This is a genomic window from Algicella marina (genome assembly GCF_009931615.1).
GTDB classification, from domain to species: domain Bacteria; phylum Pseudomonadota; class Alphaproteobacteria; order Rhodobacterales; family Rhodobacteraceae; genus Algicella; species Algicella marina.
Genome location: NZ_CP046620.1, coordinates 3,655,752 through 3,680,035 on the forward strand (window position 1 = coordinate 3,655,752; position 24,284 = coordinate 3,680,035).

At 57.1% G+C, this 24,284-nt stretch carries 20 protein-coding genes; 12 read left to right on the forward strand and 8 right to left on the reverse strand.

All coding sequences use genetic code 11. The features are described from left to right. Window positions 1-120: 120 nt before the first annotated feature. Genes GO499_RS17875 through GO499_RS17885 form a run of 3 tightly spaced genes read right to left on the reverse strand, consistent with a single transcriptional unit; the run spans window position 121 to window position 2,689 of the window. On the reverse strand, window positions 121-519 hold the full coding sequence (locus GO499_RS17875) for a (deoxy)nucleoside triphosphate pyrophosphohydrolase (protein WP_161863462.1): 399 nt from the start codon (window positions 517-519) through the stop codon (window positions 121-123). Beyond that, window positions 516-1,772 (reverse strand): bifunctional glutamate N-acetyltransferase/amino-acid acetyltransferase ArgJ, encoded by a 1,257-nt coding sequence (gene argJ, locus GO499_RS17880; protein WP_161863463.1) that lies wholly within the window; start codon window positions 1,770-1,772, stop codon window positions 516-518. The genes GO499_RS17875 and argJ overlap by 4 nt, the downstream gene beginning before the upstream one ends. An 11-nt stretch (window positions 1,773-1,783) precedes the next feature. Continuing rightward, window positions 1,784-2,689, reverse strand: coding sequence for a peptidylprolyl isomerase (locus GO499_RS17885; RefSeq protein ID WP_161863464.1), 906 nt, complete (start codon window positions 2,687-2,689; stop codon window positions 1,784-1,786). Between the two features lie 244 nt (window positions 2,690-2,933). Between GO499_RS17885 and secA the strand changes: the two genes are divergently transcribed. The 4 genes from secA (at window position 2,934) to GO499_RS17905 (ending at window position 10,977) form a co-directional block, all read left to right on the forward strand. Beyond that, on the forward strand, window positions 2,934-5,663 hold the full coding sequence (gene secA / locus GO499_RS17890; protein ID WP_161863465.1) for a preprotein translocase subunit SecA: 2,730 nt from the start codon (window positions 2,934-2,936) through the stop codon (window positions 5,661-5,663). Between the two features lie 286 nt (window positions 5,664-5,949). Beyond that, a complete protein-coding gene (locus GO499_RS17895) occupies window positions 5,950-6,750 on the forward strand; it encodes a 2OG-Fe(II) oxygenase (protein ID WP_161864052.1) in 801 nt (266 codons plus the stop codon). A gap of 286 nt (window positions 6,751-7,036) precedes the next feature. Continuing rightward, window positions 7,037-9,328, forward strand: a complete 2,292-nt coding sequence (locus tag GO499_RS17900) for a hypothetical protein (RefSeq protein WP_161863466.1) — start codon at window positions 7,037-7,039, stop codon at window positions 9,326-9,328. Window positions 9,329-9,738: 410 nt separating this feature from the next. Further along, window positions 9,739-10,977, forward strand: a complete 1,239-nt coding sequence (locus GO499_RS17905; protein ID WP_161863467.1) for a phosphate ABC transporter substrate-binding/OmpA family protein — start codon at window positions 9,739-9,741, stop codon at window positions 10,975-10,977. Window positions 10,978-11,001: 24 nt separating this feature from the next. On the opposite strand, the gene radC is transcribed toward GO499_RS17905, so the two are convergent. Then, window positions 11,002-11,709, reverse strand: coding sequence for a RadC family protein (gene radC / locus GO499_RS17910; protein ID WP_284155003.1), 708 nt, complete (start codon window positions 11,707-11,709; stop codon window positions 11,002-11,004). Window positions 11,710-11,891: 182 nt separating this feature from the next. On the opposite strand from radC, the gene GO499_RS17915 reads away from it, so the two are divergent. Next, on the forward strand, window positions 11,892-12,683 hold the full coding sequence (locus GO499_RS17915; RefSeq protein WP_161863468.1) for a hypothetical protein: 792 nt from the start codon (window positions 11,892-11,894) through the stop codon (window positions 12,681-12,683). 4 nt (window positions 12,684-12,687) lie between these two features. Here GO499_RS17915 and map read toward each other — a convergent pair whose 3' ends face one another. Both map and sfsA read right to left on the reverse strand, forming a co-directional pair. Then, window positions 12,688-13,500 carry a type I methionyl aminopeptidase gene (gene map, locus GO499_RS17920; protein ID WP_161864054.1) on the reverse strand — a complete coding sequence of 271 codons (813 nt, stop codon included), beginning with the start codon at window positions 13,498-13,500 and terminating at the stop codon, window positions 12,688-12,690. Between the two features lie 79 nt (window positions 13,501-13,579). Then, window positions 13,580-14,290, reverse strand: a complete 711-nt coding sequence (gene sfsA / locus GO499_RS17925; RefSeq protein WP_161863469.1) for a DNA/RNA nuclease SfsA — start codon at window positions 14,288-14,290, stop codon at window positions 13,580-13,582. Window positions 14,291-14,335: 45 nt separating this feature from the next. On the opposite strand from sfsA, the gene GO499_RS17930 reads away from it, so the two are divergent. Beyond that, the gene (locus GO499_RS17930) at window positions 14,336-15,055 is read left to right on the forward strand and encodes a competence/damage-inducible protein A (RefSeq protein ID WP_161863470.1); all 720 of its coding nucleotides are present in this window, start codon (window positions 14,336-14,338) and stop codon (window positions 15,053-15,055) included. Window positions 15,056-15,446: 391 nt separating this feature from the next. On the opposite strand, the gene bhcR is transcribed toward GO499_RS17930, so the two are convergent. Next, a complete protein-coding gene (bhcR, locus tag GO499_RS17935; RefSeq protein ID WP_161863471.1) occupies window positions 15,447-16,274 on the reverse strand; it encodes an HTH-type transcriptional regulator BhcR in 828 nt (275 codons plus the stop codon). Window positions 16,275-16,479: 205 nt separating this feature from the next. Here bhcR and bhcA point away from each other — a divergent pair, with 205 nt between their 5' ends. From bhcA to GO499_RS17965, 6 genes are all read left to right on the forward strand, one after another. Further along, the gene (gene bhcA / locus GO499_RS17940) at window positions 16,480-17,670 is read left to right on the forward strand and encodes an L-aspartate--glyoxylate aminotransferase BhcA (RefSeq protein ID WP_161863472.1); all 1,191 of its coding nucleotides are present in this window, start codon (window positions 16,480-16,482) and stop codon (window positions 17,668-17,670) included. Window positions 17,671-17,677: 7 nt separating this feature from the next. Beyond that, complete coding sequence (gene bhcB / locus GO499_RS17945; RefSeq protein ID WP_161863473.1) at window positions 17,678-18,649, forward strand: beta-hydroxyaspartate dehydratase BhcB; 972 nt, start codon at window positions 17,678-17,680, stop codon at window positions 18,647-18,649. Between the two features lie 12 nt (window positions 18,650-18,661). Further along, the gene (gene bhcC, locus GO499_RS17950) at window positions 18,662-19,825 is read left to right on the forward strand and encodes a 3-hydroxy-D-aspartate aldolase BhcC (protein ID WP_161863474.1); all 1,164 of its coding nucleotides are present in this window, start codon (window positions 18,662-18,664) and stop codon (window positions 19,823-19,825) included. Between the two features lies 1 nt (window position 19,826). Continuing rightward, window positions 19,827-20,831: an iminosuccinate reductase BhcD gene (bhcD, locus tag GO499_RS17955; protein ID WP_161863475.1), complete on the forward strand. Its 1,005-nt coding sequence runs from the start codon at window positions 19,827-19,829 to the stop codon at window positions 20,829-20,831. A gap of 340 nt (window positions 20,832-21,171) precedes the next feature. After that, entirely contained in the window at window positions 21,172-22,740 is a 1,569-nt protein-coding gene (locus GO499_RS17960; RefSeq protein WP_161863476.1) for a phosphate ABC transporter substrate-binding/OmpA family protein, read from the forward strand. A 308-nt stretch (window positions 22,741-23,048) separates the two neighbouring features. Beyond that, entirely contained in the window at window positions 23,049-23,846 is a 798-nt protein-coding gene (locus GO499_RS17965; RefSeq protein WP_161863477.1) for an MBL fold metallo-hydrolase, read from the forward strand. Between the two features lie 161 nt (window positions 23,847-24,007). Here the strand turns inward: GO499_RS17965 and GO499_RS17970 are convergent, their stop codons facing one another. Continuing rightward, entirely contained in the window at window positions 24,008-24,217 is a 210-nt protein-coding gene (locus tag GO499_RS17970) for a hypothetical protein (protein ID WP_161863478.1), read from the reverse strand. Window positions 24,218-24,284: the final 67 nt, after the last annotated feature.

A 24,284-nucleotide genomic window follows, 5' to 3' on the forward strand; every position in this document is an offset into this window, starting at 1 on the left:
ACCATTCTTGTGCGCACTTCTGTGAGTACTTCCCCGTTGGCGTGTCACAAAAATGCCTTCATTTCCTAAGAATGCAAGCCACAGTTTAAGGAACTGTTGAAAAATTGAGGATCTGTGTTGTCACAGCCAATCACGAAGGATTGGGATCAGTGGTAAATCTGCTTCGGGCATGGGGAAGTTTTTCAGGTCGCGAACATGAACCCATTTCAAAACCTGCCCCTCGACCGGTGAGGGAGTGCCTTCCCATTTTCGGCACACAAACAGAGGCATGAGTAGGTGAAAATCCGGATAGCTGTGGCTCGCAAAAGTCAGTGGCGCCAGACAGCTTCGCCAAGTTTCGATGCCGAGTTCCTCACGCAATTCCCGGATTAGGGCAATCTCTGGAGTCTCACCGCTCTCGACCTTGCCGCCGGGAAATTCCCATAGGCCTTCCATGGGTTTACCCTTGGGGCGCTGTGCCAGAAGTAAGCGGCCATCCCGGTCGATGAGTGCGACAGCCGAGACCAAGACCGTCTTCAAGAGCGATAGTCCGCGTTGATTGCAATATATTGTTTGGTCAGGTCGCAGGTCCAAACTGTGGCGCTTCCTTCGCCGAGGCCGATGTCGACATTGATCACGATATCCGAATTTTTCATGTAGTCGGCGCCGTCCTGCTCTTGGTAGGTCGGCGAGACCCAGCCTTTGTCAGCCACGAGTATGTCCCCGAAGGAGATTGACAGCCTGTCCCTGTCTGCCGCCGCTCCGGATTTTCCGACCGCCATGACCACTCGGCCCCAATTGGGATCTTCGCCGGCAATTGCCGTTTTTACCAACGGCGAATCTGCGATCGCCTTGCCGATTCGGTGGGCGTCTGCATCAGAGCTGGCACCACTAATCCGGACTTCGACGAACTTTGTCGCTCCTTCGCCATCCTTCACAACCTGATGCGCCAAGTCGAGCATCAGGCTGTGCAAGGCATTTCCGAATGTAAGGGCACGCGGGTCTTCCTCGGAATCGAGCCTATCGATGTCAGCCTTTCCGGTCGCGATCATCAGCAATGTGTCTGATGTCGATGTGTCGCTGTCGACCGTGATACAGTTGAAAGTGGAAGCATTGGCCTTGGAAACCATCTGCTGCAACAATTCGGTGGCAACCGGTGCGTCAGTGAAAAGGTAGACAAGCATGGTCGCCATATCGGGAGCGATCATGCCGGAACCCTTGGCAATGCCGGTCAGCGTGATGGTTTTTCCGTCTAAATCCAGCTTACGGACTGCTCCTTTCGGAAATGTATCTGTGGTCATTATAGCTCTTGCGGCATCAGCGATCGCAGAGTCTGAAAGGTCAGCTTCTAGCAAGGGCAATTTCGCTATGATCCGGTCATCTGGTAGAGGTTCGCCGATCACGCCGGTCGAAGACAGAAATACATGGTTGGAGGGTATCTCCAGAGCCTTGGCCACAGCTTCGGCACAACGCCGCGAACTATCCGCGCCGACCGCACCCGTAAAAGCGTTTGCATTCCCGGAATTCACAAGGATTGCAAAGCCCTTGTCGTCAACAAGCGTCGAGTTGCGCAACGACTCCTCACACCACAATACCGGCGCGGCACGCGTGGACGAGGTTGTGAAAACGCCGGCAACCGTGCTGCCGGCGTCTGCGGAAATCAACGCCACATCCGTACGACCCTGATACCGCACACCCGCCTCTGCCGTGGCGAAACGTACGCCGGCTATCGGAGGCAGTTCGGGAAAACCGCCTGCAGGCGCAAGAGGTGAAACATGGGTGATTTTGGCCATGGCCGGGTCTCTTATTGATCGAAGATTGTGATGTCGCGGATGGCCGAAGCTGGCACCGCGTCGAGATCGATATTAACCTGGGCCTCGCTTCTCAGGGCTTCGAGTTGCTCCTGAAGCCGCTGCTGCCGGATCTGGTTCTCGAACTCTGCACGCGTTTCTTCCAGGGTCGGCTTGGCCTTCTCACGTGTCTCGTTGAGTTGAATTATGTGCCAGCCAAATTGCGTCTGCACTGGTTCCGATACTGTGCCGACTTCCATTGTCGTCACCACGCTGTCGAATTCCGGCACCATTGCTCCGGCGCCGAACCATCCAAGCGAACCGCCATTGGGGCCGGAGGGGCCGGTGCTCTCGGCTTTCGCTGTGTCAGCGAAATCGGCTCCGTTCTCGATGGTTTCTTTCAGTTCCTTGGCTTTTTCCTCGGTCTCAACCAAAATATGCGAAGCGCTGTACTCGGTTTCCGCCGGCAGGCTGCCGATTGCTTCATTATACGCGGCCTGAACCTGCTTCTCGTCCACCGGTTTCGCCATTTCGGTATCGACCGTTGTTCTCGCCAAGACGGCTTTGCGTTCCAATTCGACCTGAAGCTTGAGGCGCTGGCTCCAATCATCTTCCGAGCCCGCCTCTTCGGCGAGCAGGGTCTGATCGACAAGCTGCTCGACAATACCTTCGATAAGTGTCTCGTCAGGCAATTGCTTGTATTGATCGGGTAACATCTGCGAAAGTAGGGCAATCTCGCCAAGCGTGATTTCCGTATCGCCCACCGTCGCAACGACCGTCTCGGCAGAATACTCCGCAACAGCTTCGGTTGCCTGCGGCTCCTCCTCGGTAACGTTCGTTTCCTGGGCGTTCGCGGCAGTGCAAAGTAGCAACGTGGACGCAGTTAGGCCCGTGGCGAGGAGTTGGCGTTTAAGGATCATGTGAAATCTCCAGTTTCTGGCTGGCCATCTGGCCGACCGGGACACCTTGGGTGCCGTTGACAGGTGCACACCCTCCCCTTAGATGAGACCGGTCTGGGATGGGTGCGATCATCTTGGAGCCCACATAAAGTGCAATTCCGTGCCGGACAAGGCCGGTCAGTGGCGCAGATGGGGACTCTGGGTGAGACCCGGGCCTCCCGACGCCAAGTTATTGCGCAAGAACGCTGAAAGAGACAGATCATTCATGATGGGCCTAGGCACGATCAAGAAGAAGGTTTTGGGCACGCCCAATGACCGGAAAATCAAAGCCGTTCGTAGCACCGTTGCGCGGATCAACGCGCTGGAACCGGAATTTCAGGCACTGGACGATGCCGGACTGATTGCCAAGACAGCCGAGTTCAGACAGCGTTTCGCGAATGGTGAGACATTGGACAGCCTGCTGCCCGAAGCCTTTGCGAATGCACGGGAGGCTGCCGTCAGAGCGCTGGGGCTTCGTCCTTTCGATGTGCAGCTTATGGGCGGCATATTCCTGCACCAAGGCAATATATCCGAGATGAAAACCGGCGAAGGCAAGACGCTCATGGCCACGCTGCCGGTCTATCTTAATGCAATTGCAGGTCGTGGAGTGCACGTCGTCACTGTGAACGATTACCTCGCGCGACGAGATGCCGAGTGGATGAGCAGCGTCTATGCGGCACTTGGCCTTACGACTGGAGTGGTCGTTCCCGGTGTGGACGGGGTGGAGAAGCAGAAGGCCTATGCGTCCGACGTTACATACGCGACGAATAATGAACTTGGCTTCGATTATCTGCGCGACAACATGAAGACAGATCTCTCAGAGATATTCCAGCGCGATCACTATTTCGCGATTGTCGATGAGGTGGACAGTATCCTGATCGACGAGGCCCGAACGCCATTGATCATTTCCGGACCTGCCGAAGATCGGAGCAGTCTGTACGTAACCATCGACAAGCTTATTCCGGCCCTGACAGAAGAGCATTACGAAATAGATGAGAAGTTTCGTCAGACGACGTTGACGGAAGCTGGCAATGAATTTCTGGAACAGCGCCTTCATGCGGACGGACTGCTTACGGGCGACGCAAGCATGTACGACCCGGAGAGTGCAACTCTGGTTCATCACGTCACACAGGGTTTGAAGGCGCACAAGCTGTTCAAAAAGGACAAAGATTATATTGTCCGCAATGGCGAGGTGATGCTGATCGATGAGTTTACTGGCAGGATGATGGAAGGCCGTCGTTTGTCGGATGGTCTCCATCAGGCTCTGGAAGCCAAGGAAGACGTCGACATCAAGCCGGAAAACGTGACGCTCGCCAGTGTTACCTTCCAGAACTATTTCCGCCTCTACGAAAAGTTGGGAGGCATGACGGGTACGGCGCAGACCGAAGCGGAAGAGTTTCAGACGATCTACGGGCTAGGGGTGGTGGAGGTTCCCACCAACCTGCCAATCAAGCGTGCCGACGAGGACGACAGGGTTTATCGCACCGAGCGAGAAAAATACGAAGCGGTCGTCGAGCGGGTCGTTGAAGCTCACAAGGCCGGCCAGCCGACCTTGGTCGGAACTATTTCGATTGAGAAGTCCGAAGCCCTGTCGCAACTTCTGAAGGCCGCCAACGTGCCCCACAACGTCCTCAATGCTCGTTTCCATGAGCAGGAGGCAAAGATCATCGCGGATGCTGGTGTGCCTGGTGCGGTTACCATCGCCACCAACATGGCTGGACGCGGTACAGATATTCAACTCGGTGGAAACGTCGATTCCCGCATTCTCGAAGAACTCGAGGCCGCCGGAGAGAACGCTGATCCTGTCGCGATCCGGGAGAGGGTGCAGGCCGAAGTTGCGGATGCGAAGAAGAAGGCGCTGGACGCTGGCGGGCTTTTTGTGCTCGCGACGGAGCGCCACGAAAGCCGCCGTATCGACAACCAGCTTAGAGGCCGTTCCGGGCGTCAGGGCGATCCCGGCACTACCTTGTTCTTTGTCAGTCTCGAAGACGACCTGATGCGGATCTTCGGTTCGGAGCGCCTGGACACGATGCTTCGCCGTTTGGGCCTGAAGGAAGGCGAAGCCATCGTCCATCCCTGGATCAACAAGGCGCTGGAGAAGGCGCAGCGAAAGGTCGAAGCCCGCAATTTCGACATCCGCAAGAACTTGCTCAAGTTCGACGATGTCATGAACGATCAGCGCAAGACGATCTTCGAACAGCGGCGTGAAATCATGGAGCAAGACGATGTTTCGGAAACGATTGCTGACATGCGCGAGGATGTGATCGACGATCTCGTCACCGCTCATATTCCGCCGAAAGCCTACCCGGACCAATGGAATACCCAAGGTCTTTACGCTGAGACCATCCGGCTGCTGAATCTCGATCTGCCGATCATGCAGTGGGGCGAGGAAGACGGCGTCGACGACGATGTGTTCAGGGAGCGGATTACTTCGGAAGCTGACAAGCTCATGGCACAAAAGGTTGCGCAGTATGGGCCGGAAGTCATTCGATCTGTCGAAAAGCAGGTGCTCCTCCAGACCATTGACGCGCAATGGCGCGAGCATTTGCTGACACTCGATCATCTTCGTTCAGTGGTCGGCTTCCGTGGTTATGCTCAAAGAGATCCATTGAACGAGTACAAAACTGAAGGCTTTACACTTTTCGAGAACCTGCTCAACCGCCTGAGGGTGGAAGTGACGCAGAAGATGGCGCATCTCAAATTGATGACCGCCGAAGAGCAAAAGGCCATGATTGAGCAGTTGCAGGCTCAGGCACGGGCGGGGCAGGCAGCAAGCGAGACAGAAACGGCCAGTGCCGCCCCTGTGACAGCGGGCGATTCCAGCCCGGAAGCAGTTTCTCCTGCCCGGCCGGAGATTGATCCAGGTGACGAAACCACTTGGTCGCTCTCGGGCCGGAATGAACCTTGCCCCTGTGGTTCCGGCAAAAAATACAAGCATTGTCACGGGCGGGTGTAAGGTAATCCGCGCGACTTGGTACTTAATTGGGCAGATTGAGATATCGTGCAGACAAGGTGATCTTTCGAACATTTTTATGCCAAAAAAGTGTAGATAGTAGCTGCTGAGTCGAGCGTGCTGGCCCCGGCTTTGCCGCCTGGTCCATTGGCGACAACAGGTGAAGACGCAGCGACTTTCCGGGAACGATCAGAACCCGAGTGGGGGCCTGGTTTTTTCGTGCTGAGTATCGTGTGGATCGGCCTACTTCGTGTGGCCATCTGCTCGTAAGAGAATGATAGGAGAAGAAATGTTCAAATCGGTTTCGGAATTAATCGATGTTGATAACTTCAAAGCGTGTCTGAAATCATATGGCGCAGAAGGTCCGTTCGATCACTGCGTTATCGACAACTTTTTCAAACCGGAGGTCGCCGCTGCGCTTGAGGCAGAGTTCCCAGGTTTCGACGATGAGGTTTGGCACCAGTACGACAATCCGATCGAGATCAAGAAAGTGTCCAACATCTGGAACACGTTTCCGCCCCTTACCTACAACACCTTCAATGTTTTGAACTCGCCGGAATTCCTGCAACTGCTGTCCGACAATGCGCTCGGCGGCATGAAACTTTATGCAGACAACGGTCTGAATGGTGGTGGCTGGCACATGCACAAGAAGGGCGGCAAGCTGAACACACATCTCGATTATTCTCTGCACCCAAAGCTTGGGTTGCAGCGGAAACTCAACATCATCATCTACATGAATTCCAACTGGCAGGAAGACTGGGGCGGCTCTCTGGGCCTTTGGGGCAACGAGACCGATGAGAAACCCGGTGACCTGGAAAAGTCAGTGCCTGCCATCTTTAACCGCGCCGTCATCTTCGATACTACGCAGAACAGCTGGCATGGCCTGCCAGAGCCACTGACCTGTCCGGACGACGAAACCCGCCGCAGTCTTGCGGCCTATTTCCTGTGTGACGCGCCAGAAGGTGTAGATGAACGCGGCAAGGCATTGTTCGCCCCCACAAAAGAGCAGGAGGGCGACACGGAAATTCTTGACCTCATCAAGAAGCGGTCGAATGTCCAGACTGCTGCCTCGGTCTACGGCAAGAAGTGATTTTTGGGGCGACGCTGAAACAGAATTGGCGTCGCCTCATCTCATGGAATTGTGTAAATTCCGGTACAGACAGCCCAACATAAATATGTTCAAAAAATGATGTTTGGCCTTATTTAAGTCGATTCGGGGCACTAGATGATGGTCTCGGGAGCAGTTTGGGGTCCAATCTGTGTGTACCTGTTGCGGAAAAAGCAAAGTTAACTCGTTTGTGTAAGAACTTGTTAAAATTTGGATATTCCGCATCTATATTGGTGATCGGTAACCGATGGCGTAGGAGGAATCGGGCGTGAAACTGGACGATCGTTTTATGACGATACTCACGGCACTGGTGCTGTTCATCGGTGTCGGGGCCCTTCTGAGCCGTGGTGAAGACGGTCAGTCTCTCCTTGGTGGATCCGCCAAGTTCCAGCCGAAGCCGGATACCTTTCAGCTGCGTGCCGGTCGTCTCCAGTCGTTGGACGTTCTCCTGAACGACAAGAACAAGGACTTGGTAGACGTTTCCGCTCTCTCGATCGTGGAGCCGCCGGAATGTGGCTTGGCAGAGGCGATCAACGGCGCAATCCAGTATTCCGATTCACTTGACTGCATCGACAAACTTGAGATGTCGTACTGCGTTCCGTTCGAAGGCGAATGTGAAGCGACGATTGTCACGCTCAACGTCATCAACGTCGACAAGGAAAAACAGGAAGCCATCGAGATGGCCCGCCGTGAAGCGGAGGCCAGTGGCAAGCCGCTGGAATCCGGCGGCAGCGCGCCGTCAATCATGACTGATATGACCGGTCAGGCAGCGGCACCGGAGCAGCAGTCGCCGCAGTTTGCGATGCAGCGGCCGGTGCGACTTGAAATTCCGTCGACCGCAGAAGTTATTACTCCGACCGAGGCGACTGAAAGCATCCGCAATCGCGATGTGGCGGTCGCAGTGAATGTGCAGAGCACTGATATTGCGAACATGACGGACAGCGGTGTGAACGTTTCGACAGCGTCCGCACGTGCAGGCAATGTTTCCATGGGGGGTATCTCCATGGCGTCGCCGATGCCGGGCGGTGAGGAAAGCGACATTTCCATCGCAATGGCCGATACGACACCGCAACGTAATCCTTCACGCCCGACGGCTCCGTCAGGTCTGGCTGCCTCAACATCGATGAGCGCACCTGCGCCGCAGCCCGGCACATCTCTTGCTGGCGCTCCGTCTTCACCATCGGCGCCGGCCCTCGGTGGCGGTACGCCGACAGCACCTGCACAGCAAATGGCTGCCGCTCCGACTGCACCTTCATCGCCGTCTGCTCCGAGTGCGCCGACCGCGGCTCCTGCACCTGCTGTGGCCGACATCAAGGAAGCGGCGCCCGCCGCCCAGACCCGCGTGGCCGATGCGCCTGAGGCAACTCCCCAGCCGGAGACGCCAGAAAGCTCCGGCGTTTTGGCCAGCTTGGCGCGCAGCAGTTCCTTTCTCGGCGTGACCGTTTCCGCAGCCAAGGCGCTGTTGTCGCCGGAAGAAGAGCGCACCGTTGCGGCGGTTGTTCCGACGAACACGACCTCGGCCCCGCGTCCGAAAGACTACTCCGTAAGCGATGGTCTTGGTGCGCAGGCGCCTGACATTGGTGATCTGGGTCAGGTGACGCCTTTGCCGCAGGCTGACCGTCCGGTTCCGACCGGGTCCAATGCCCCGACGCTGGTGGCTTCCCTTGCTACCGACGATGTAGAGGCACTGTCCGGCCTTTCGACACCGGCAGCACGTCCTACTCCGGAAGCACCGAAGGCAGCGGAGGTTCCTACAGTCGAAACCCCGGTCGCAGAGGCTGAGACTGTGGAGCCGGAACAGGAAGTTGCGGCCCTCACGACTGACGAGGAGCTGTCAACGGTTCCGGCCGTCGATCCCGAAGTTGCAGTTGAAGAGGTCGTCAAGAATTGCGGTGTCGACATGGCGCTGCAGGTCCAGGTTGGCGCTGAAATCGTTGCATCGATCGTATCTCCTTGCCGCCCGAATGAACAGTTTACCGTAGAGCATTCGGGCATGGCGTTCTCGGCTAATACCGATGCCGAGGGTATGGCAAATGTTATCGTTCCGGCTCTTGTTTCGGATGCGACGGTCAAGGTTTCCTTTGCCGACGGTGCCGAAGAAGAGGGCGCGATCAGCGTCACCAATCTCAGCAAGGTGACGCGCGTCGCGGTCACCTGGGATGCAGATATTAACTTCGACCTTCATGCGCTCGAGTTTGGTGCGCAGGAAGCATCCGAAGGTCATGTATGGGCCGAACAGCCGAAGAACTATCGCGAAGCACGCCGTTCCGGCGGTGGCTACCTGCTAGCGCTTGGCCCCGAAACAGGCCCTGGCCTTCGCGCAGAGGTTTATACTCTGTTTGAAACCAGCCGTACTCAGGGTGGCCTTGTTGACCTGTCTCTCAAACTCGCCGAATTCGGGCAGGAATGTAACGACTCGCCGGTAATTCGTACCTTGCGCACAGAAGGCTTGGATATCGAGAGAGATCGAGATATTCAGTTTGCATTGTCCGGTTGTGAAAACGCTTCCGAAATCGTGGTACCAAACACGATCCGCGATATCCGGATTTCGCGCCGTTAACGAGTTCTTCCGCCTTTCGATCTAGGTGTGCGGGCCAATATCCCCTGCGGCACGGATGCTGAAACTTGTGCAAGTCGACTCTCAATTGGATCCTTGCGTGCGCTCTATTGGGCGCATTTTCGGCGACCGAATCCATTGCCCAAGATGATGTTCTGAAGTCACTGGATGGCAGCCTAACGCTCCGAGGCTCCATACTGGCAGCTGATCAGGCAAGCTTTCTTATTTCCACGGCTGTGGGCGAAGTTCGCGTCTCGCGTGAAGGAGTTTCCTGTACCGGGCCGGGCTGTCCGGATGCGACCGGTGAAGCCTCACACGAGTTTTCCCGATTCCGGATAGTTACCTCGCACGGGCTTGAGGAAGCGCTGCTTCTGTCTCTGATTGAGAGTTACAGCCTCTCTCAGGACGCCGACATGCTCGTCAGTCCGTTGGGGGGAGAACGGACTGAAGTGACGTTGAGCAACGAAATGGGTGAGGACCTTCTGGCGATCTCCATAGATGCCAGCACGACAGCAAAAGCTTTCGAGCAACTTGCGATATCCGATGCAGGCCTTGTTGTCGCCAATCGTCAGATCCAGGAAGGCGAGGCTCAGCTGATCCGTACACTCGGCCGTGGAAATGCAGCTGCGGATGGGCGGCAATTCATTGCAGCTTTGGATGGCGTTGTAGTTGTCACTTCACGTGACAATCCTGTCAAATCCATGACCGAAGATGAAATCGCTGCTGTTTTGGCTGGCCAGGTTGATGATTGGTCCCAAGTCGGCGGAGAACCTGGCCCGATTTCGATATTTCGATCTGACGAAGAGACCGGAACGTGGCTTGTGGCAGAAGAACAGGTGATGGAACCAGCGGGACTGAAGATCTCGGCACTTGCTCGAACGTTGCCCACCGATGCCGAGGTTTCCGACCGTGTTGCGTCCGATCCGGGTGCCATCGGCATTACCACGTACTCAAACCTGCGCAGCGCTCAGGCGCTGCTAATTGAAGGCACGTGTGGCATCTGGGCTCAAGCCGATCCCTTTACGATCAAGACCGAAGAATACCCGTTCACCAAACGGATATTCATGTATCGCTCTGCGCAGGAATCCTCAGGCATCGACAGCTTCATCCATTATCTCGAAAGCGAGGAAGCGCAAGACGTCATTGCCGACGCCGGTTTCGTCGATCAGGGAATTTCCGGCGTCTCGGTGAACGCCCAGGGATTGCGTTTTGTGTCGGCCATGCTGCCCTCGAGCGCAGAAACAAGCCTCATACAGCTCCAAGAAATGATGCAGGAACTTTTGTCGGCGGAGCGGCTCTCCCTGACACTTCGGTTTGTCGAGGGAAGTCGCGACTATGATGCCCGCGGTGAAGCGGACCTCAAACGTCTCGCCGACATGATTGCCACCGGCCAGTATGACCGGAAGGAAATTCTGCTCGTCGGGTTCACCGATTCTCGCGGAGAGGCGCAGGAAAATCGCCGCCTTAGTCAGCAACGGGCTGAAGAGGCTGAGGAGCGTTTGCGCGCACTGCTGCCGGAAAACCGCAAGGCGACGGTCAGGATCAAGCCCGTCGGGTTTGGAGAGATGTCACCTCTCGGTTGCAACGATACCCCTCGTGGGCGCAACGTCAATCGACGGGTGGAGGTCTGGCTCAGGGACATCAGCCGATAGCGCCGTCTGCCCGTATCAACCGGATCATAGAAGCCCGAGGCTTCGGAAGCTGCTGATATCCTCCCGACCAATAACAATGTGATCGTGGATGACGATTTTCATGGTCGCGGCAGCTTTCACTATCTGGTTCGTCATTTCGATATCTGCGGTCGAAGGCGATGGATCGCCCGACGGATGGTTATGGACGAGGATGAGGGCAGATGCGTTTAGTTCCAGCGTTCGCTTTATAACCTCACGGGTGTAGACCGGAACATGATCGACAGTGCCCCGCCCCTGCTCTTCATCAGCAATGAGGATGTTCTTTCGGTCTAGGTAAAGTATACGGAACTGCTCGATTTCCTGATATGCCATTGTTGTCTTGCAATAGTTAATCAGTGCATCCCAGGAAGTGATTGCATTGCGACCAAGAACCCGTGTCTGAGCAAGCTTGTGGGCTGCCGCTTCAACGATCTTCAATTCTCGAATGACGGCCGCGCCAACACCTTGGACATGCGCCAGCCGCTCAGGCGACGCCGACACCACGGAATTGAAGTCCCCGAAGGCTGCGATGAGATCCTTGGCAAGGGGTTTGACGTCGCCACGTGGGATGGCGCTGAACAGTATCAGTTCCAGCATTTCGTAGTCTGCCAGAGCTTGAGAGCCCGCACGCACGAAGCGCTCCCGTAGCCGTTTGCGATGGTCCTTCTGATGCCTGTACGCCATTTCAGGTAGATCGCTCGTTCTGATAGGCATGGGCAGCGGTTCGGAAAGCAGGCTCATTTGCGTCCCGTCACTCATCCCACCAGGTTCTCTTGCCTTGCTCATGCCTTTGTTTTTCCTTTCTCGGTTAACAAGCCATTAATCAATCAAAGACCGGAGATGGACTTTGTGTAGTTGGCAGGGAATAAACGGGCAGAACAGGCAAAGAGGTTTGTATGGAGTGGCGTTCGCCAAGGATTTTTATCGGGGGATCGCCGGGTATCTCACATTACCAGGTGTTGGGAGAGCGCAATTCCGGGACCAACTTCGTTTCCACGCTGCTGCGCCGAAACCTCGGCCATGGCATTGTCGAGGAAAGGCCCTATGGATGGAAGCACGGCTTTATCGACCGCCGGGTCGTTGCGACCCCACAGCTCCTCACACTCGTAGTCTACCGCCACCCGGTGCGTTGGTTGCAAAGTGTCCATTCCAAACCGCTGGAACTGACAGACAATTTTGACAATCTTACGTTCGACGAATTTCTGCGCACGCCGTGGACTGGCGGTTTCGTTCGCGAAGGCGGACCGAAGGAACCCAGCACTGCGGACCTGGAGCCCAAGACCGCGCGCGTATTCACCAGCCCGATGGCGGTGCGCACAGCCAAAATTTCGTATCTGGAAGAGATGGCTGACATGGGCGGCAACATTGCCTATTTGCGCTTCGAAGACGTCAACCGGGATCCCGTCAGGACCCTGCAAGCTCTCTCGGATGCCTTCGCTTTGGCGCTCAATGCCTACCAGTCCATTGATGGATTCAAGGGTGACGGCGGAAAGTACCTGCCCAAGCATGTGCCGCTGCCGTCAGCGCAACAACTCACGAAAATCTTCGATGGGCTGGACTGGGCGGTCGAACGCTCCATCGGCTATGATTTCGACGACGTCCCAACGTTCGACGGACTTAGCCCTTGGGATAGGCGCAGTCTCAAGAGCCGGTGGCGCGAACTGTGGCGGTCGGGCAGCAAGGCCTGACTTTCTATTTCCAGGTCGGATGAAAAAGACTAGCGGGCGACAGCGTAAATATCTCGCAACCATCTTCGGTTACGCCGACGGAATGCTCGAACTGAGCCGACAGCGACTTGTCCTTCGTAACCGCCGTCCAGCCATCTGAGAGCACCTTGGTCTCGGGACGTCCCAGATTTATCATTGGTTCAATAGTGAAGAACATTCCCGGTTCGAGAACCGGCCCCGTCCCCGTCCGGCCATAGTGGAGAACATTGGGAGCTGCGTGGAAAACGCGTCCCAGACCGTGGCCACAAAAATCGCGAACGACGCTGCACCGCTGGGCCTCAGCATAGGTCTGGATAGAGTGGCCGATGTCGCCGAAAGTATTGCCTGGTTTGACCGCTTCAATACCCTTCATCAGAGCATCATGGGTGATGTCGATCAGACGCTGAGACTTTCGCGCCAGTTTTCCGGCGACGAACATTCGCGACGTATCACCGTACCAGCCATCGACAATGCAAGTAACATCGATGTTCAGGATGTCCCCGTCACGCAGGCGCTTTTCCGAAGGAATTCCGTGGCAGACAACGTGATTGATGGAGATACAACTGGCATGTTGGTAACCTTTGTAACCAATAGTTGCCGACACGGCGCCGTGTGCGACGATGTAGTCTTCGATCAACCGGTCCAATTCACCGGTTTCCACGCCCGGCACCACATGTTCCGCAATCATGTCGAGAGTTTCGGCGGCCAGTCTTCCCGCTTTGCGCATGCCTGCGAAATCCGCGTCCGAATGGATGCGAATGCCGTCTCTGTTCAGCCGCCCGGGTGTTAAACCTTCCACTCTCAATGTCCTTTCGACGGGAAATGTAGGTGCAGTGAGCGCTTTTTGCAAAACCACAAGCACGGCGAAAGCGCAAGTTTCAACAGACGCTGGCTTCCGAAAGGGGATCTGCGAGGGAGACACCGTTCGTAGAAATCCGAGTCGCCATCACCAGTGTCTCAACGCCCGCGGCTTTTGCGGCCAATGCGGCATCCGCATAGACAGGGTCGATATCGTCGGCAATCGAGAAACGCGTGCAATCCGTTCTCTGAACTACGTAGAGCACCACGGCCCGGTGACCTTCCGCCGCCATCGCCATCAGGTCGCCCATGTGCTTTGCTCCGCGCGCGGTTACACTGTCGGGAAATTCCGCCAATGTACCTTTACGCCGCAGATGCACGTTCTTGACCTCCAGATAGCAATCGGCACGTCCGCCTCCCTGAAGCAGAAAGTCTACCCGGCTGCCTTGTCGATAGCGGACCTCACGGCGGAATGTCTCATACTCAGAAAGACCCGGAATGCGTTTCGCGGAAAGTGCCTCTTCGACAATGACGTTCGGCAACCCGGTGTCGATCCCGGCCAGATGGCCGCAAGGTAACTCGATCAGTTTCCAACTGAACTTCAGTTTCCGATTGGGATTGTCGCTGGGTTGCAACCAGATCGTACTGCCACTTTCATTCACACCAGTCATCCGCCCGGGGTTGGCGCAATGGGCAACAACTTCTTGCCCGTCTTCAAGCGTGACATCGGCTAGGAAGCGTTTATACCGGCGCAGAAGTGTTGCGCGGATCAGGGGCGGGTCGAAAATCATGCCTCCTGCTACCTCGCGTATCAGCAGGGGGCAAGGAACGAATAGATGGCAAATCCGACAGCGGCAATGCTGGTAATCGGCGACGAAATTCTCTCCGGACGCACACGTGACGCCAACATGTACCACCTAGCAGGGCGCTTGAACGCGCACGGTGTCGATTTGCGTGAAGTCCGTGTTGTCGGCGATGAAGCTGCGGACATTGTGGCAGCGCTCAATGAACTTCGCCGGCGATGGAACCACGTTTTCACGTCCGGTGGTATCGGCCCGACCCATGACGACATCACGGCCGATTGCATCGCGGAAGCATTCGGCGTCGGAATCGACGTACGCGACGATGCGCGTGCCGTTCTTGCCAGCAACTATCCCGGGGGCGTCGCCGACCTCACATCGGCCCGATTGCGGATGGCACGCATACCGGATGGCGCAAGCCTGATAGATAATCCGGTCAGCAAGGCACCTGGTTTTCAGCTTGAGAACGTCTATGTCATGGCCGGTGTCCCCAGCGTGTTTGAGGCGATGGTGGAGTCTGCTTTGCCCCTCATCACGGGTGGTGCGCCATTGATGTCGGAGAGCGTCCGCATAGATAAAGGCGAGAGCGACGTGGCGGAGCCGCTGGCACTTATCGCCAGTACATACCCTTCCGTTTCCATTGGCTCATATCCTTTTCAGCGCGACGGCCGGTTCGGGACAAACATTGTTCTTCGCTCGGCCGACAGGGATTCGCTGGACGCAGCCACAAACGCGGTACGCGCGTTGGCAGTCTGAATGACGCAACAAGCGCCCTTTACGCTGGCCTTCGCATAGCTTTACATTGGGCCGTCACGCGGACGTGGCGAAATGGTAGACGCAACGGACTTGAAGGAAACTTGAGTGCCTCCGGGGAAACGCGGAGCGTAGAACTGCTCAAATTCGGGGAAGGCTGCCCGGCAATGCCGGTGCTGATCCCGAGCCAAGCCCCTTTCCCGGGGGAAGGTGTAGAGACTAGACGGGCAGCACCTTAGGGCCGTGGGCCGATGGTGAAGGGATAGTCCAGACTAGCAAACCTTGCGGCTTCCACGAAGCAGCAGGGGCGGCGAAAGCCGTGGCGGTACGAAAATCCGTTTTCCGTAAGGGAGTGTGGGTTCGAGTCCCACCGTCCGCACCACAATTTCCGGTATCAATCCGGTAGGCGCCCGCCTGTGGCATCAGTAATTTCGGCCGCAAGTCTTCGAACCTTCGACCCGATTTCAGGCACCAGGCCGTCGGGCATACGAACCGTCGGCCCGGAAACGGATAGACCCGCCACCGCCTGTCCGCTGGGCCCATAGACGACGGACGCAACACACCGCATCCCCAGATAGCGTTCCTCGTCATCAAAGGACCACCCGCGCACGGCTGTGTCCGCCATATCCCGGAACAGCGCCTCAGGTGTCGAGACAGTCTTCTCCGTAAACGCCGCCAGACCTGCCCTTTGCAACAGCCGTTCCACATCCCGCCTCGGCATCGAGGCGAGGAGCGCCTTGCCGATTCCCGAGGCATGCATCGGAGTGCGTGTGCCTGGGCGGAAAAAAGCGCGGATCGGATTGTGAGTCTCCACTTGACTGACAAAGACCACATCCGTCCCGTCCGGTATCGCCAAATTGGCCGTTTCTTGCGTTTCTTCCATCAGCCGCTGCATTGCGTTCTGACTTGCCTCAACCAGATTTGTCCGCCGGAGAAAAGCGGAGCCCACCCTAAATGTTTCCAGGCCCACCATCCACCGCTGAGACGCTTCATCGAATGTGGCCATCCCGTGCTTGTTCAGCGTCATCAGCAGCCTGTGCGCCGTCGAGGGCGGCAGGCCAACCTGAAATGCCAGATCGGACAGCGTTACCTTGTCCTGACGAGCCAGCGCCGTCAGCAGTGTGAGGCCCCGGTCGAGGGCCTGTACCGTTGCGCCGGAACCGTCAGAGCTTGCAGATCTGGGACGGCCTCGTGGGCGTTTCGGAAGCTCACGATCTGACATGTGATCCCCATTTTTCCATTTCAATATAGCTAATAGAAATGAAAAATATTTTCAACAAAACCTGCTGGTGGCGAGTGAAAAATGAAAATCTCTTACAAGACAATAAGTTGCGGCGCCGACGTTTAAAACAGAAACCATTTCCAGAAAAATTGCAAACTGCATCGCAATAGTTATGTTTGCCGTCAAAATCATGGAGGACTCACCAATGTCAGGCCAGAATCCTGTCTTCATTCCCGGCCCAACCAACATTCCGGACCGCATTCGCCACGCCATGAACGTTCAGACGCTGGATCATCGGGCGCCGGATTTCATTGATGTCTTTGCACCGGTTCTTGCAGATCTCAGAAAAGTATTCAAAACCACCTCCGGCACTCCGGTCCTGTTTGCAGGCAGTGGTACCGGAGGCTGGGAGGCGGCTCTGACGAACACGCTCTCGCCCGGTGACAAGGTTCTGATTGCCCGCTTCGGCATGTTCTCCCACCGCTGGATCGACATGTGTGAGAGGCTGGGGCTGGAGGTGGAGGTTATAGAGTGCGAATGGGGGGCGGGCGCACCGGCGGATCTGTATGGCGAGGCGCTGGCGTCCGATACGGCGCATTCCATCAGGGCTGTTTTAGTTACGCACAATGAGACGGCGACGGGTGTCGTTTCGGACATCGGCGCCATTCGCAGAGCCATGGATGCCTGCGGTCATCCCGCCCTCCTGTTCGCCGACGCAGTCAGTTCCCTGGGTTCCATTGATTTCCGCATGGAGGAGTGGGGCGTCGATATTTGCGTAGCGGGTTCCCAAAAGGGGTTCATGCTGTCCACAGGCATGGCAATTATCTGTGTCAGCGCCAAGGCGCTGGCTGCTGCTGAAACGGCCGGTCTGCCCCGCTGCTATTTTGATATCCGTGAGATGACCAAGGCCAATGCCAAAGGCGGTTTCCCGTACACGCCCCCCCTGAACCTGATCATGGGTTTGAGGGAGAGTCTGGACATGATTTTCGAGGAAGGGCTTGAAAACGTCTTCGCCCGCCATGCCCGTCTGGCAGAGGGTGTGCGCAAGGCTGCTGCGGCATGGGGAATGGAACTCTGTGCGCATTCGCCGGAACTCTATTCCAACTCGGTCACTGCCGTTGTCGTGCCAGAAGGCTTCGATGCGACTCGGCTGATCAATCATGCCTATGATACGTATGGCATGTCCTTCGGTGTCGGCCTTGGTGAGGTTGCGGGTAAGGTATTCCGGATCGGTCACCTCGGCTCCCTGACGGATGCGATGGTGCTTTCGGGCCTTGCAACCATAGAGATGGCCATGAAAGACTTGAACTATCCGATCACGCTCGGCTCCGGAGTCGCAGCCGCGCAGGAACACTACCGCACAACCGCGAACACCGCGCGTGCGGAAGCAGCATGAGGTAAGCATGAAAGACGTAGACGGGCTGGATCTGCCTACATATGAGGACGTGGAGGCCGCGCACGCGCGAATCAAACCTTATATCCACCAAACACCGGTGCTTACGTCGGAATACCTCGATGACCTCACCGGGGCGCATCTGTTCTTCAAGTGCGAGAACTTTCAAAAAGCCGGAGCTTTCAAGGCACGTGGCGCCTCGAACGCAGTGTTTTCGCTGGATGACAAAAGTGCCGCCAAAGGTGTGGCCACCCACTCTTCCGGTAACCACGGTTTGTCGCTCAGCTATGCGGCGGGGCGTCGCGGTGTCCCATGCACCGTCGTAATGCCGCGCACGGCACCGCAGGCCAAGAAAGATGCCGTGATGGGCTATGGTGGCCGTATCGTGGAATGCGAACCATCGACATCCTCGCGGGAGGAAGTCTTCGCCCGCGTCGTTGAAGAGACCGGAGCAGAGTTTGTCCATCCGTACAACGATCCGAGAGTTATCGCCGGGCAGGGTACCTGCTCCAAGGAGATGCTCAAGCAGGTTGATGGGCTGGACGCGGTCATTGCCCCGATCGGCGGCGGTGGAATGGTATCCGGCTGTTGCCTTACACTTTCCTCCATCGCGCCGCAGGTGAAAATCTATGCGGCAGAACCACTGAACGCTGACGACGCCGCACGCTCTTTCCGTGCTGGCCACATCATCGCCGATGATGCGCCCGATACGGTAGCAGATGGCCTGAAGGTCCCGCTGAAAGAACGCACATGGCATTTCGTCTCTAACCATGTCACAGACATCCTTACCGCGACGGAAGAAGAAATCGTCGATGCCATGCAGTTGATCTGGAAGCGCATGAAACTTGTCATGGAGCCGTCCAGCGCCGTACCGCTCGCTACCATTTTGAAAAATCGCGATGTGTTCGCCGGCAAGCGCGTGGGCGTTATCATCACCGGCGGCAATGTCGATCTGGGCAAATTGCCCTGGATGAAAAACTGAGGGAGAAAGCACATGAACGCACCAGTCAAACTCGAAGAACTCGAAGTCGGCTATGACGTCCCGGCTGCCATCGGAATGTCTGAAAATGATATCCAGACACCGTGCCTCGTGCTGGATCTGGACGCGCTGGAGCGAAATATCGTCAAGATGGGCAATTTCGCCAAGGAAATGGGGGTCCGCCACCGTATCCATGGGAAGATGCACAAATCCGTCGATGTCGCGCTCTTGCAGGAAAAGCTGGGGGGCTCCTGCGGAGTGTGCTGTCAAAAGGTCTCGGAGGCCGAGGTTTTCGCTCGTGGCGGCATCAAGGATGTGCTCGTCTCCAACCAGGTTCGCGACCCGGCCAAGATCGACCGTTTGGCGCGGCTGCCCAAGCTGGGCGCTCGCACGATCTGCTGCGTCGATGATGTGGCCAATGTGGCGGACCTTTCTGCGGCCGCGCAGAAGCACGGCACGGAAATCGAATGCCTTGTGGAGATAGATTGCGGCGCGGGCCGCTGCGGCGTGACGACGACACCGGAGGTGGTGGAAATCGCCAAGGCAATTGATGCGGCGCCCGGCCTGAAATTCTCCGGCATACAGGCGTATCAAGGTGCGATGCAGCACATGGACGAGTACGAGGACCGAAAGGCAAAGATCGATATCGCAGTGGCCATGGTCAAAGATGCCGTGGACGCGCTGAAGGCTGAGGGCCTTGAATGCGATATCGTCGGTGGCGGTGGTACCGGATCCTATTACTTTGAGGGGAATTCAGGCGTCTACAACGAGCTGCAGTGCGGTTCCTACGCCTTCATGGATGCGGATTATGGCCGGATCCACGACAAGGACGGCAACCGGATCGATCAGGGTGAATGGGAGAACGCGCTTTTCATTCTGACCTCGGTGATGAGCCATGCAAAAGCGGAAAAAGCTATCTGTGATGCAGGTCTGAAGGCCCAGTCTGTTGATAGCGGCCTGCCGTTCATCTACGGGCGGGACGACGTCGAATACATCAAATGTTCCGACGAGCACGGTGTGATCTCGGACCCCAAGGGTGTCTTGAAGGTCAACGAGAAACTTAAATTAGTGCCGGGCCACTGCGATCCGACCTGTAATGTCCATGACTGGTACGTGGGCGTGCGCAATGGCAAGGTCGAGACGATCTGGCCGGTAAGTGCTCGCGGCAAGGCTTACTGACATGGATGGTGCAAAGAACGCGGAAGCGGCAGATTTGCCCCTTCTGATTGTCTCTGAAGAAGTCTGTGAAGCAGTTGTCAGCCGTGCCGACGCATTCACGGCGGTGGAAGCCGTTTTCGGTGCGATGGCCAAGGGCGACGCCTGGAACTTCCCGGTGGTACGTGAGGCTCTAGGCCATGCGGACGCTTTGTACGGCTTCAAATCCGGCTTCGACAGGGCCGGGTTGACGCTGGGCCTGAAGTCTGGCGGTTATTGGCCTGGCAACATGGCGAAAGGACTGACGAACCACCAGTCCACCGTTGCGCTTTTTGATCCGGACACGGGCAGGCTTCAGGCAATTGTTGGAGGCAACTACCTGACGGCAGTGCGTACGGCAGCCTCGAGCTCTGTGTCGATTGCCCACCTGGCCCGCAAGGATGCCAAGGTGATCGGTATGATTGGTGCCGGTCACCAGTCCGCTTTCCAGTTGCGGGCAGCTTTGGAGCAGCGCAGCTTCGAAAAGGTCGTGGCCTGGAACCCCGATCCGTCGATGTTGCCGCGTGTGGAGGCGGTCGCCAAGGATGCGGGATTGCCATTCGAGGCGCTGGAACGCGACGCGCTCTGTGCCGAGGCGGATGTGATCATCACTATCACTTCCGCTTTCGAGCCTCTGCTTATGCGGAAGTGGATCAAGCCGGGAACGCACATCGCCTGCATGGGAACGGATACGAAGGGTAAACAGGAGGTCGATCCCGCGATTTTGATGGACTCAACTGTCTTCACCGACGAGGTTGCCCAATCCGTGACTATCGGCGAGGCACAGCATGCGGTCTCGAGCGGTGGTCTGGCCGATTCGGCTATTGTTCCGATCGGCGATGTTATCAACGGCGATCATCCGGGGCGCTCTTCGGACAATGAGATCACTCTCTTCGACGGAACCGGTGTCGGCTTGCAGGATCTGGTAGTCGCACGAGTGGCAATGGACAGGGCTAGAGCTGAAGGCCGCGCACAGTCCATAATACTTTAATAAAAGGAATTATGTGCAGTTGCGGCATGCGACTGCACACTTTTTCCCCTCGCCGCGCATCGGGCCTGTTTCACTTCCCACGGCCAAAAATTTGGAATTTTGTCCCTTCAGAACTTACGGCCCGATGCCACTTTCCGGCTTAATTTCGGGTGATTTCAAAACCTTGTTGACGCTTTCCGGCCCCGCTTTAGCCATATTTACGTAGTCATCTGCGACCTGTGATACTTTTGACGATCATCCGTATTGATCTTTGAAAGCCAGAGTTGACTTGAACTGAATGGATCGGCAGCTTCCGGCTAAAGTCGTGTCGCGGAGATAGAAAACCTCGGAGGGTTTAATAGTGCTGAAAAGCTGGAAGTATATTTGCACGGGTGTACTCGCGGGACTTTTGTCTTCCGCCTCGGCCCAGGCTGAGGAAGTTACACTCAAGACAATCGACGGAACCCTGACACTTACAGGTGACCTGCTCGATTTCGATGGTCGCGTCTACAAGATCCAGACGCTGATCGGGTCGCTGGAAATCGACGTGGCGTCCGTTACCTGTGAAGGCAGCGGTTGCCCGGCGGTTGAGGAAAAGACCGAATTTGCAATCGCCGTTGGCGATGGCGTAAACAATGCCCTGCTCGCCAACTTGCTGGAAGAATATGCCTTCCAGGAGGAAATGACGGCAGAGCAGCGGGTCTCCGGTTCCACCGGCGGCACGAGCGCATTGGAAATGATGGACGACTCTGACGAAGTGAAAGTCAGCGTTTCGGTTCAGCAGTCCGACACCCAGAGTGCCCTGACCAAGTTGATCGACGGCTCCGCCGCTATCGCCTTGACGACCCGTCCGGTTGCAGGCGAAGAGATCAGCGCCTTCACGCGTGCCGGCTTCGCCGACCCGTCGCTGCCGGGCCAAGAAACGGTTATCGCGCTCGATGCTCTGGTTCCGATCGTTGCACCGGGCAACCGTACGCGCGCAATTTCACTGGAGGAACTGGCCCTTATCGCATCCGGCCAGATCCAGAACTGGGCACAGCTGGGCGGCCAGAATGCGCCGATCCGGATGATACTGCCGCGCGAGGAAAGCTCCACTTTCGAGACTTTCAACCGCCTCGTTATCGACGCCAACCGCGCCCGCGTGAATGGCAACATCGAGCGTGCGGACAGCGAGGAAACACTGGCAGACGAGGTTGCACGTGACCCGAATGCCATCGGCGTGGTCAGCCTCTCGGCGCGCCGGAACGCGGAAGTCGTTCCTATTCGCCGCGTCTGTGGCCCCTTGGCAAAAGCGACGCCTTTCGCTGTAAAAGCTGAGGAATATCCGCTTACTCGTCGTGTGTTCATGTATGTTTCCGGGGCTCCGGTGGCATCGCGGATCACGGATCTGATTGCCTTTGCCGGTTCGGGTGCGGCGCAGGATGCCATCCAGGGTGTTGGTTTCATCGACCAGGGCATCATGGCTTACGACATCGACAACCAGGGTATTCGCCTTGCCGCCGGCCTGCTGGCCGCGCCGACACCGGCCGCCCTGCAGCAGATGCGCGATCTGTCTTTGTCGCTGGTGGACTCGCAGCGTCTCTCCACGACGTTCCGTTTCACCACCGGTTCCTCCCGCCTCGACAACAAGGCGCTGGGCGACGTTGACCGCATGGTCGAGTTCCTCAACAGCGAAGAAGTTGCTGATAAAGAAGTACTTGTCATCGGTTTCACCGATTCCATCGGCCGCGAGGACCTGAACATTCTGCTGGGTCAGAGCCGTGCCGAGCAGGTGCGTGAATCCCTGATCACCGCTTCCGGCGGAACGCTGACGGGTGACCGGATTGTCGCCCAGTCCTTTGGTCCGCTGGCGCCGATCGGCTGCAACGAAACGGCCGAAGGCCGCACGATCAACCGCCGGGTCGAGATCTGGATCCGCGATCGGGTCTGATCCCTAACCATTCGAACACCACCACAGAGGGGCCGTGCGAAAGCGCGGCCCTTTCTGCTTTTGGCGCGTATGGTTTCGGTATGGGTTTGGTATGGTTTCGGTATGGGTAATTCGCTCGATTCCGTAATTTCCCGCTGCCATCGGCGTGCCAAAGATGCAGGTAAAGGTTTTGCTTACCTCAGAGGTAACCGAACCGATTACCTGTCCGCTTTGCCGGAAAAACCGGCAACTCCACCCGTCGCTCGATCAAACGCGTCTCGCTGCGACTCTCCGCTTGCCACAACTGTTGCGGGCGGCAGAGTGGGGACATGACACTTCCCGTTTCCGATCCGTGGTATCATGCCACGCAATTGAGTGAGAGGCTGTGGCTGATCACCGAGCCGCGCGTCCACCCGATTTTTTCCGCCAACATGCACCTGGTGCTCGGGCGCGACGGCGATCTGCTGATCGACAGTGGCATGGGCGTCGCGCCACTGCGACCGTTCGTCGATACGCTGAGGCCGGAGCGGGACAAGCCGCTGACGCTGCTGTCCACGCACACGCATGTGGATCACATCGGGGCGGCGCATGAGTTCGACATCCGGCTGGTGCATCCGCTGGAGGCCGAGGCGTTGCGCAGGCCGGAACCCTACAGCCTGAACGCAGAGGAGATTCCGGAGCGGTTGCGCCGGCTGTTCCTTGATGCCGGGTATCCTCCGCTTTGGCCGCTGCTGGTCGATGCGGTCCCGTGGAAGGCATACGACGTCGCCGCATATGAGTTGAAAGGCGCCGAGCCGACGCGGATGGTGGAAGACGGCGATGTCGTCGATCTTGGCGACTGGCATGCGGAAGTGCTGCACCTGCCGGGACACTCTCCGGGACAGGTCGGGCTGTGGGAGGCGGAGACGGGCACGCTGTTCGGAGCGGATGCGATCTATGACGGGCCGCTGATCTATGACGGTGCGGGGATGAGCGTGGCGGACTACGCGGCGACGCTTCGCAGGATTGCCTCCCTGCCGGTGACCAGCGTTCACGGAGGGCATGATCCAAGTTTCGGCAAGGAGCGGATGGACGAGATCGTGCGGCGGTATCTGGAGATCTGGGAGGGCGAGGGCGCGACCGTCTAGCCCTGCTGTGCGGCAGAAGGCTTCGTACCACGCCGGGTGAATCGCGGTTTGCCTTACCCGCCCGGATAAATGTGCGGAAACACTACCTCTCCGGTGCCTTGCAAGGATCGTTCAATTCCCTGCATGGCAAGGTCAACTGAAGAAGCGGTGATGCCTTGTCTTCATTTGCCGGACTTTCTGATCTCTGCCAACGTTCCCAAGATGACGCCCAGGGTGAGCATCAGGATGGAATAGTCCAAGCCGGCATCAAGGGCGCGGCCTGGCCGTTGGAGTTCCGGGATGTAGATCCGCAGAGGAACCATGCATATTCCGAGTGCTCCGAAGATGAAAAGTAACCAAGCCAAAGGCTTGGACAGTCGTGAAAAGAACATTTGGATACACTCCTTTTCCGGCCTTCAATGTGCGACGATTGATTTCCATGGTCTATTTTCCAAGGCC

Coding starts and splice junctions, on each gene's coding strand:
- bhcD (WP_161863475.1), top strand. CDS start 19,827: ATGGATGGTGCAAAGAACGCGGAAGCGGCAGATTTGCCCCTTCTGATT.
- bhcC (WP_161863474.1), top strand. CDS start 18,662: ATGAACGCACCAGTCAAACTCGAAGAACTCGAAGTCGGCTATGACGTC.
- bhcR (WP_161863471.1), bottom strand. CDS start 16,274: ATGTCAGATCGTGAGCTTCCGAAACGCCCACGAGGCCGTCCCAGATCT.
- GO499_RS17970 (WP_161863478.1), bottom strand. CDS start 24,217: ATGTTCTTTTCACGACTGTCCAAGCCTTTGGCTTGGTTACTTTTCATC.
- GO499_RS17895 (WP_161864052.1), top strand. CDS start 5,950: ATGTTCAAATCGGTTTCGGAATTAATCGATGTTGATAACTTCAAAGCG.
- GO499_RS17965 (WP_161863477.1), top strand. CDS start 23,049: ATGACACTTCCCGTTTCCGATCCGTGGTATCATGCCACGCAATTGAGT.
- GO499_RS17905 (WP_161863467.1), top strand. CDS start 9,739: ATGCTCGTCAGTCCGTTGGGGGGAGAACGGACTGAAGTGACGTTGAGC.
- GO499_RS17915 (WP_161863468.1), top strand. CDS start 11,892: ATGGAGTGGCGTTCGCCAAGGATTTTTATCGGGGGATCGCCGGGTATC.
- secA (WP_161863465.1), top strand. CDS start 2,934: ATGATGGGCCTAGGCACGATCAAGAAGAAGGTTTTGGGCACGCCCAAT.
- GO499_RS17930 (WP_161863470.1), top strand. CDS start 14,336: ATGGCAAATCCGACAGCGGCAATGCTGGTAATCGGCGACGAAATTCTC.
- bhcA (WP_161863472.1), top strand. CDS start 16,480: ATGTCAGGCCAGAATCCTGTCTTCATTCCCGGCCCAACCAACATTCCG.
- radC (WP_284155003.1), bottom strand. CDS start 11,709: ATGCCTATCAGAACGAGCGATCTACCTGAAATGGCGTACAGGCATCAG.
- sfsA (WP_161863469.1), bottom strand. CDS start 14,290: ATGATTTTCGACCCGCCCCTGATCCGCGCAACACTTCTGCGCCGGTAT.
- bhcB (WP_161863473.1), top strand. CDS start 17,678: ATGAAAGACGTAGACGGGCTGGATCTGCCTACATATGAGGACGTGGAG.
- GO499_RS17885 (WP_161863464.1), bottom strand. CDS start 2,689: ATGATCCTTAAACGCCAACTCCTCGCCACGGGCCTAACTGCGTCCACG.
- argJ (WP_161863463.1), bottom strand. CDS start 1,772: ATGGCCAAAATCACCCATGTTTCACCTCTTGCGCCTGCAGGCGGTTTT.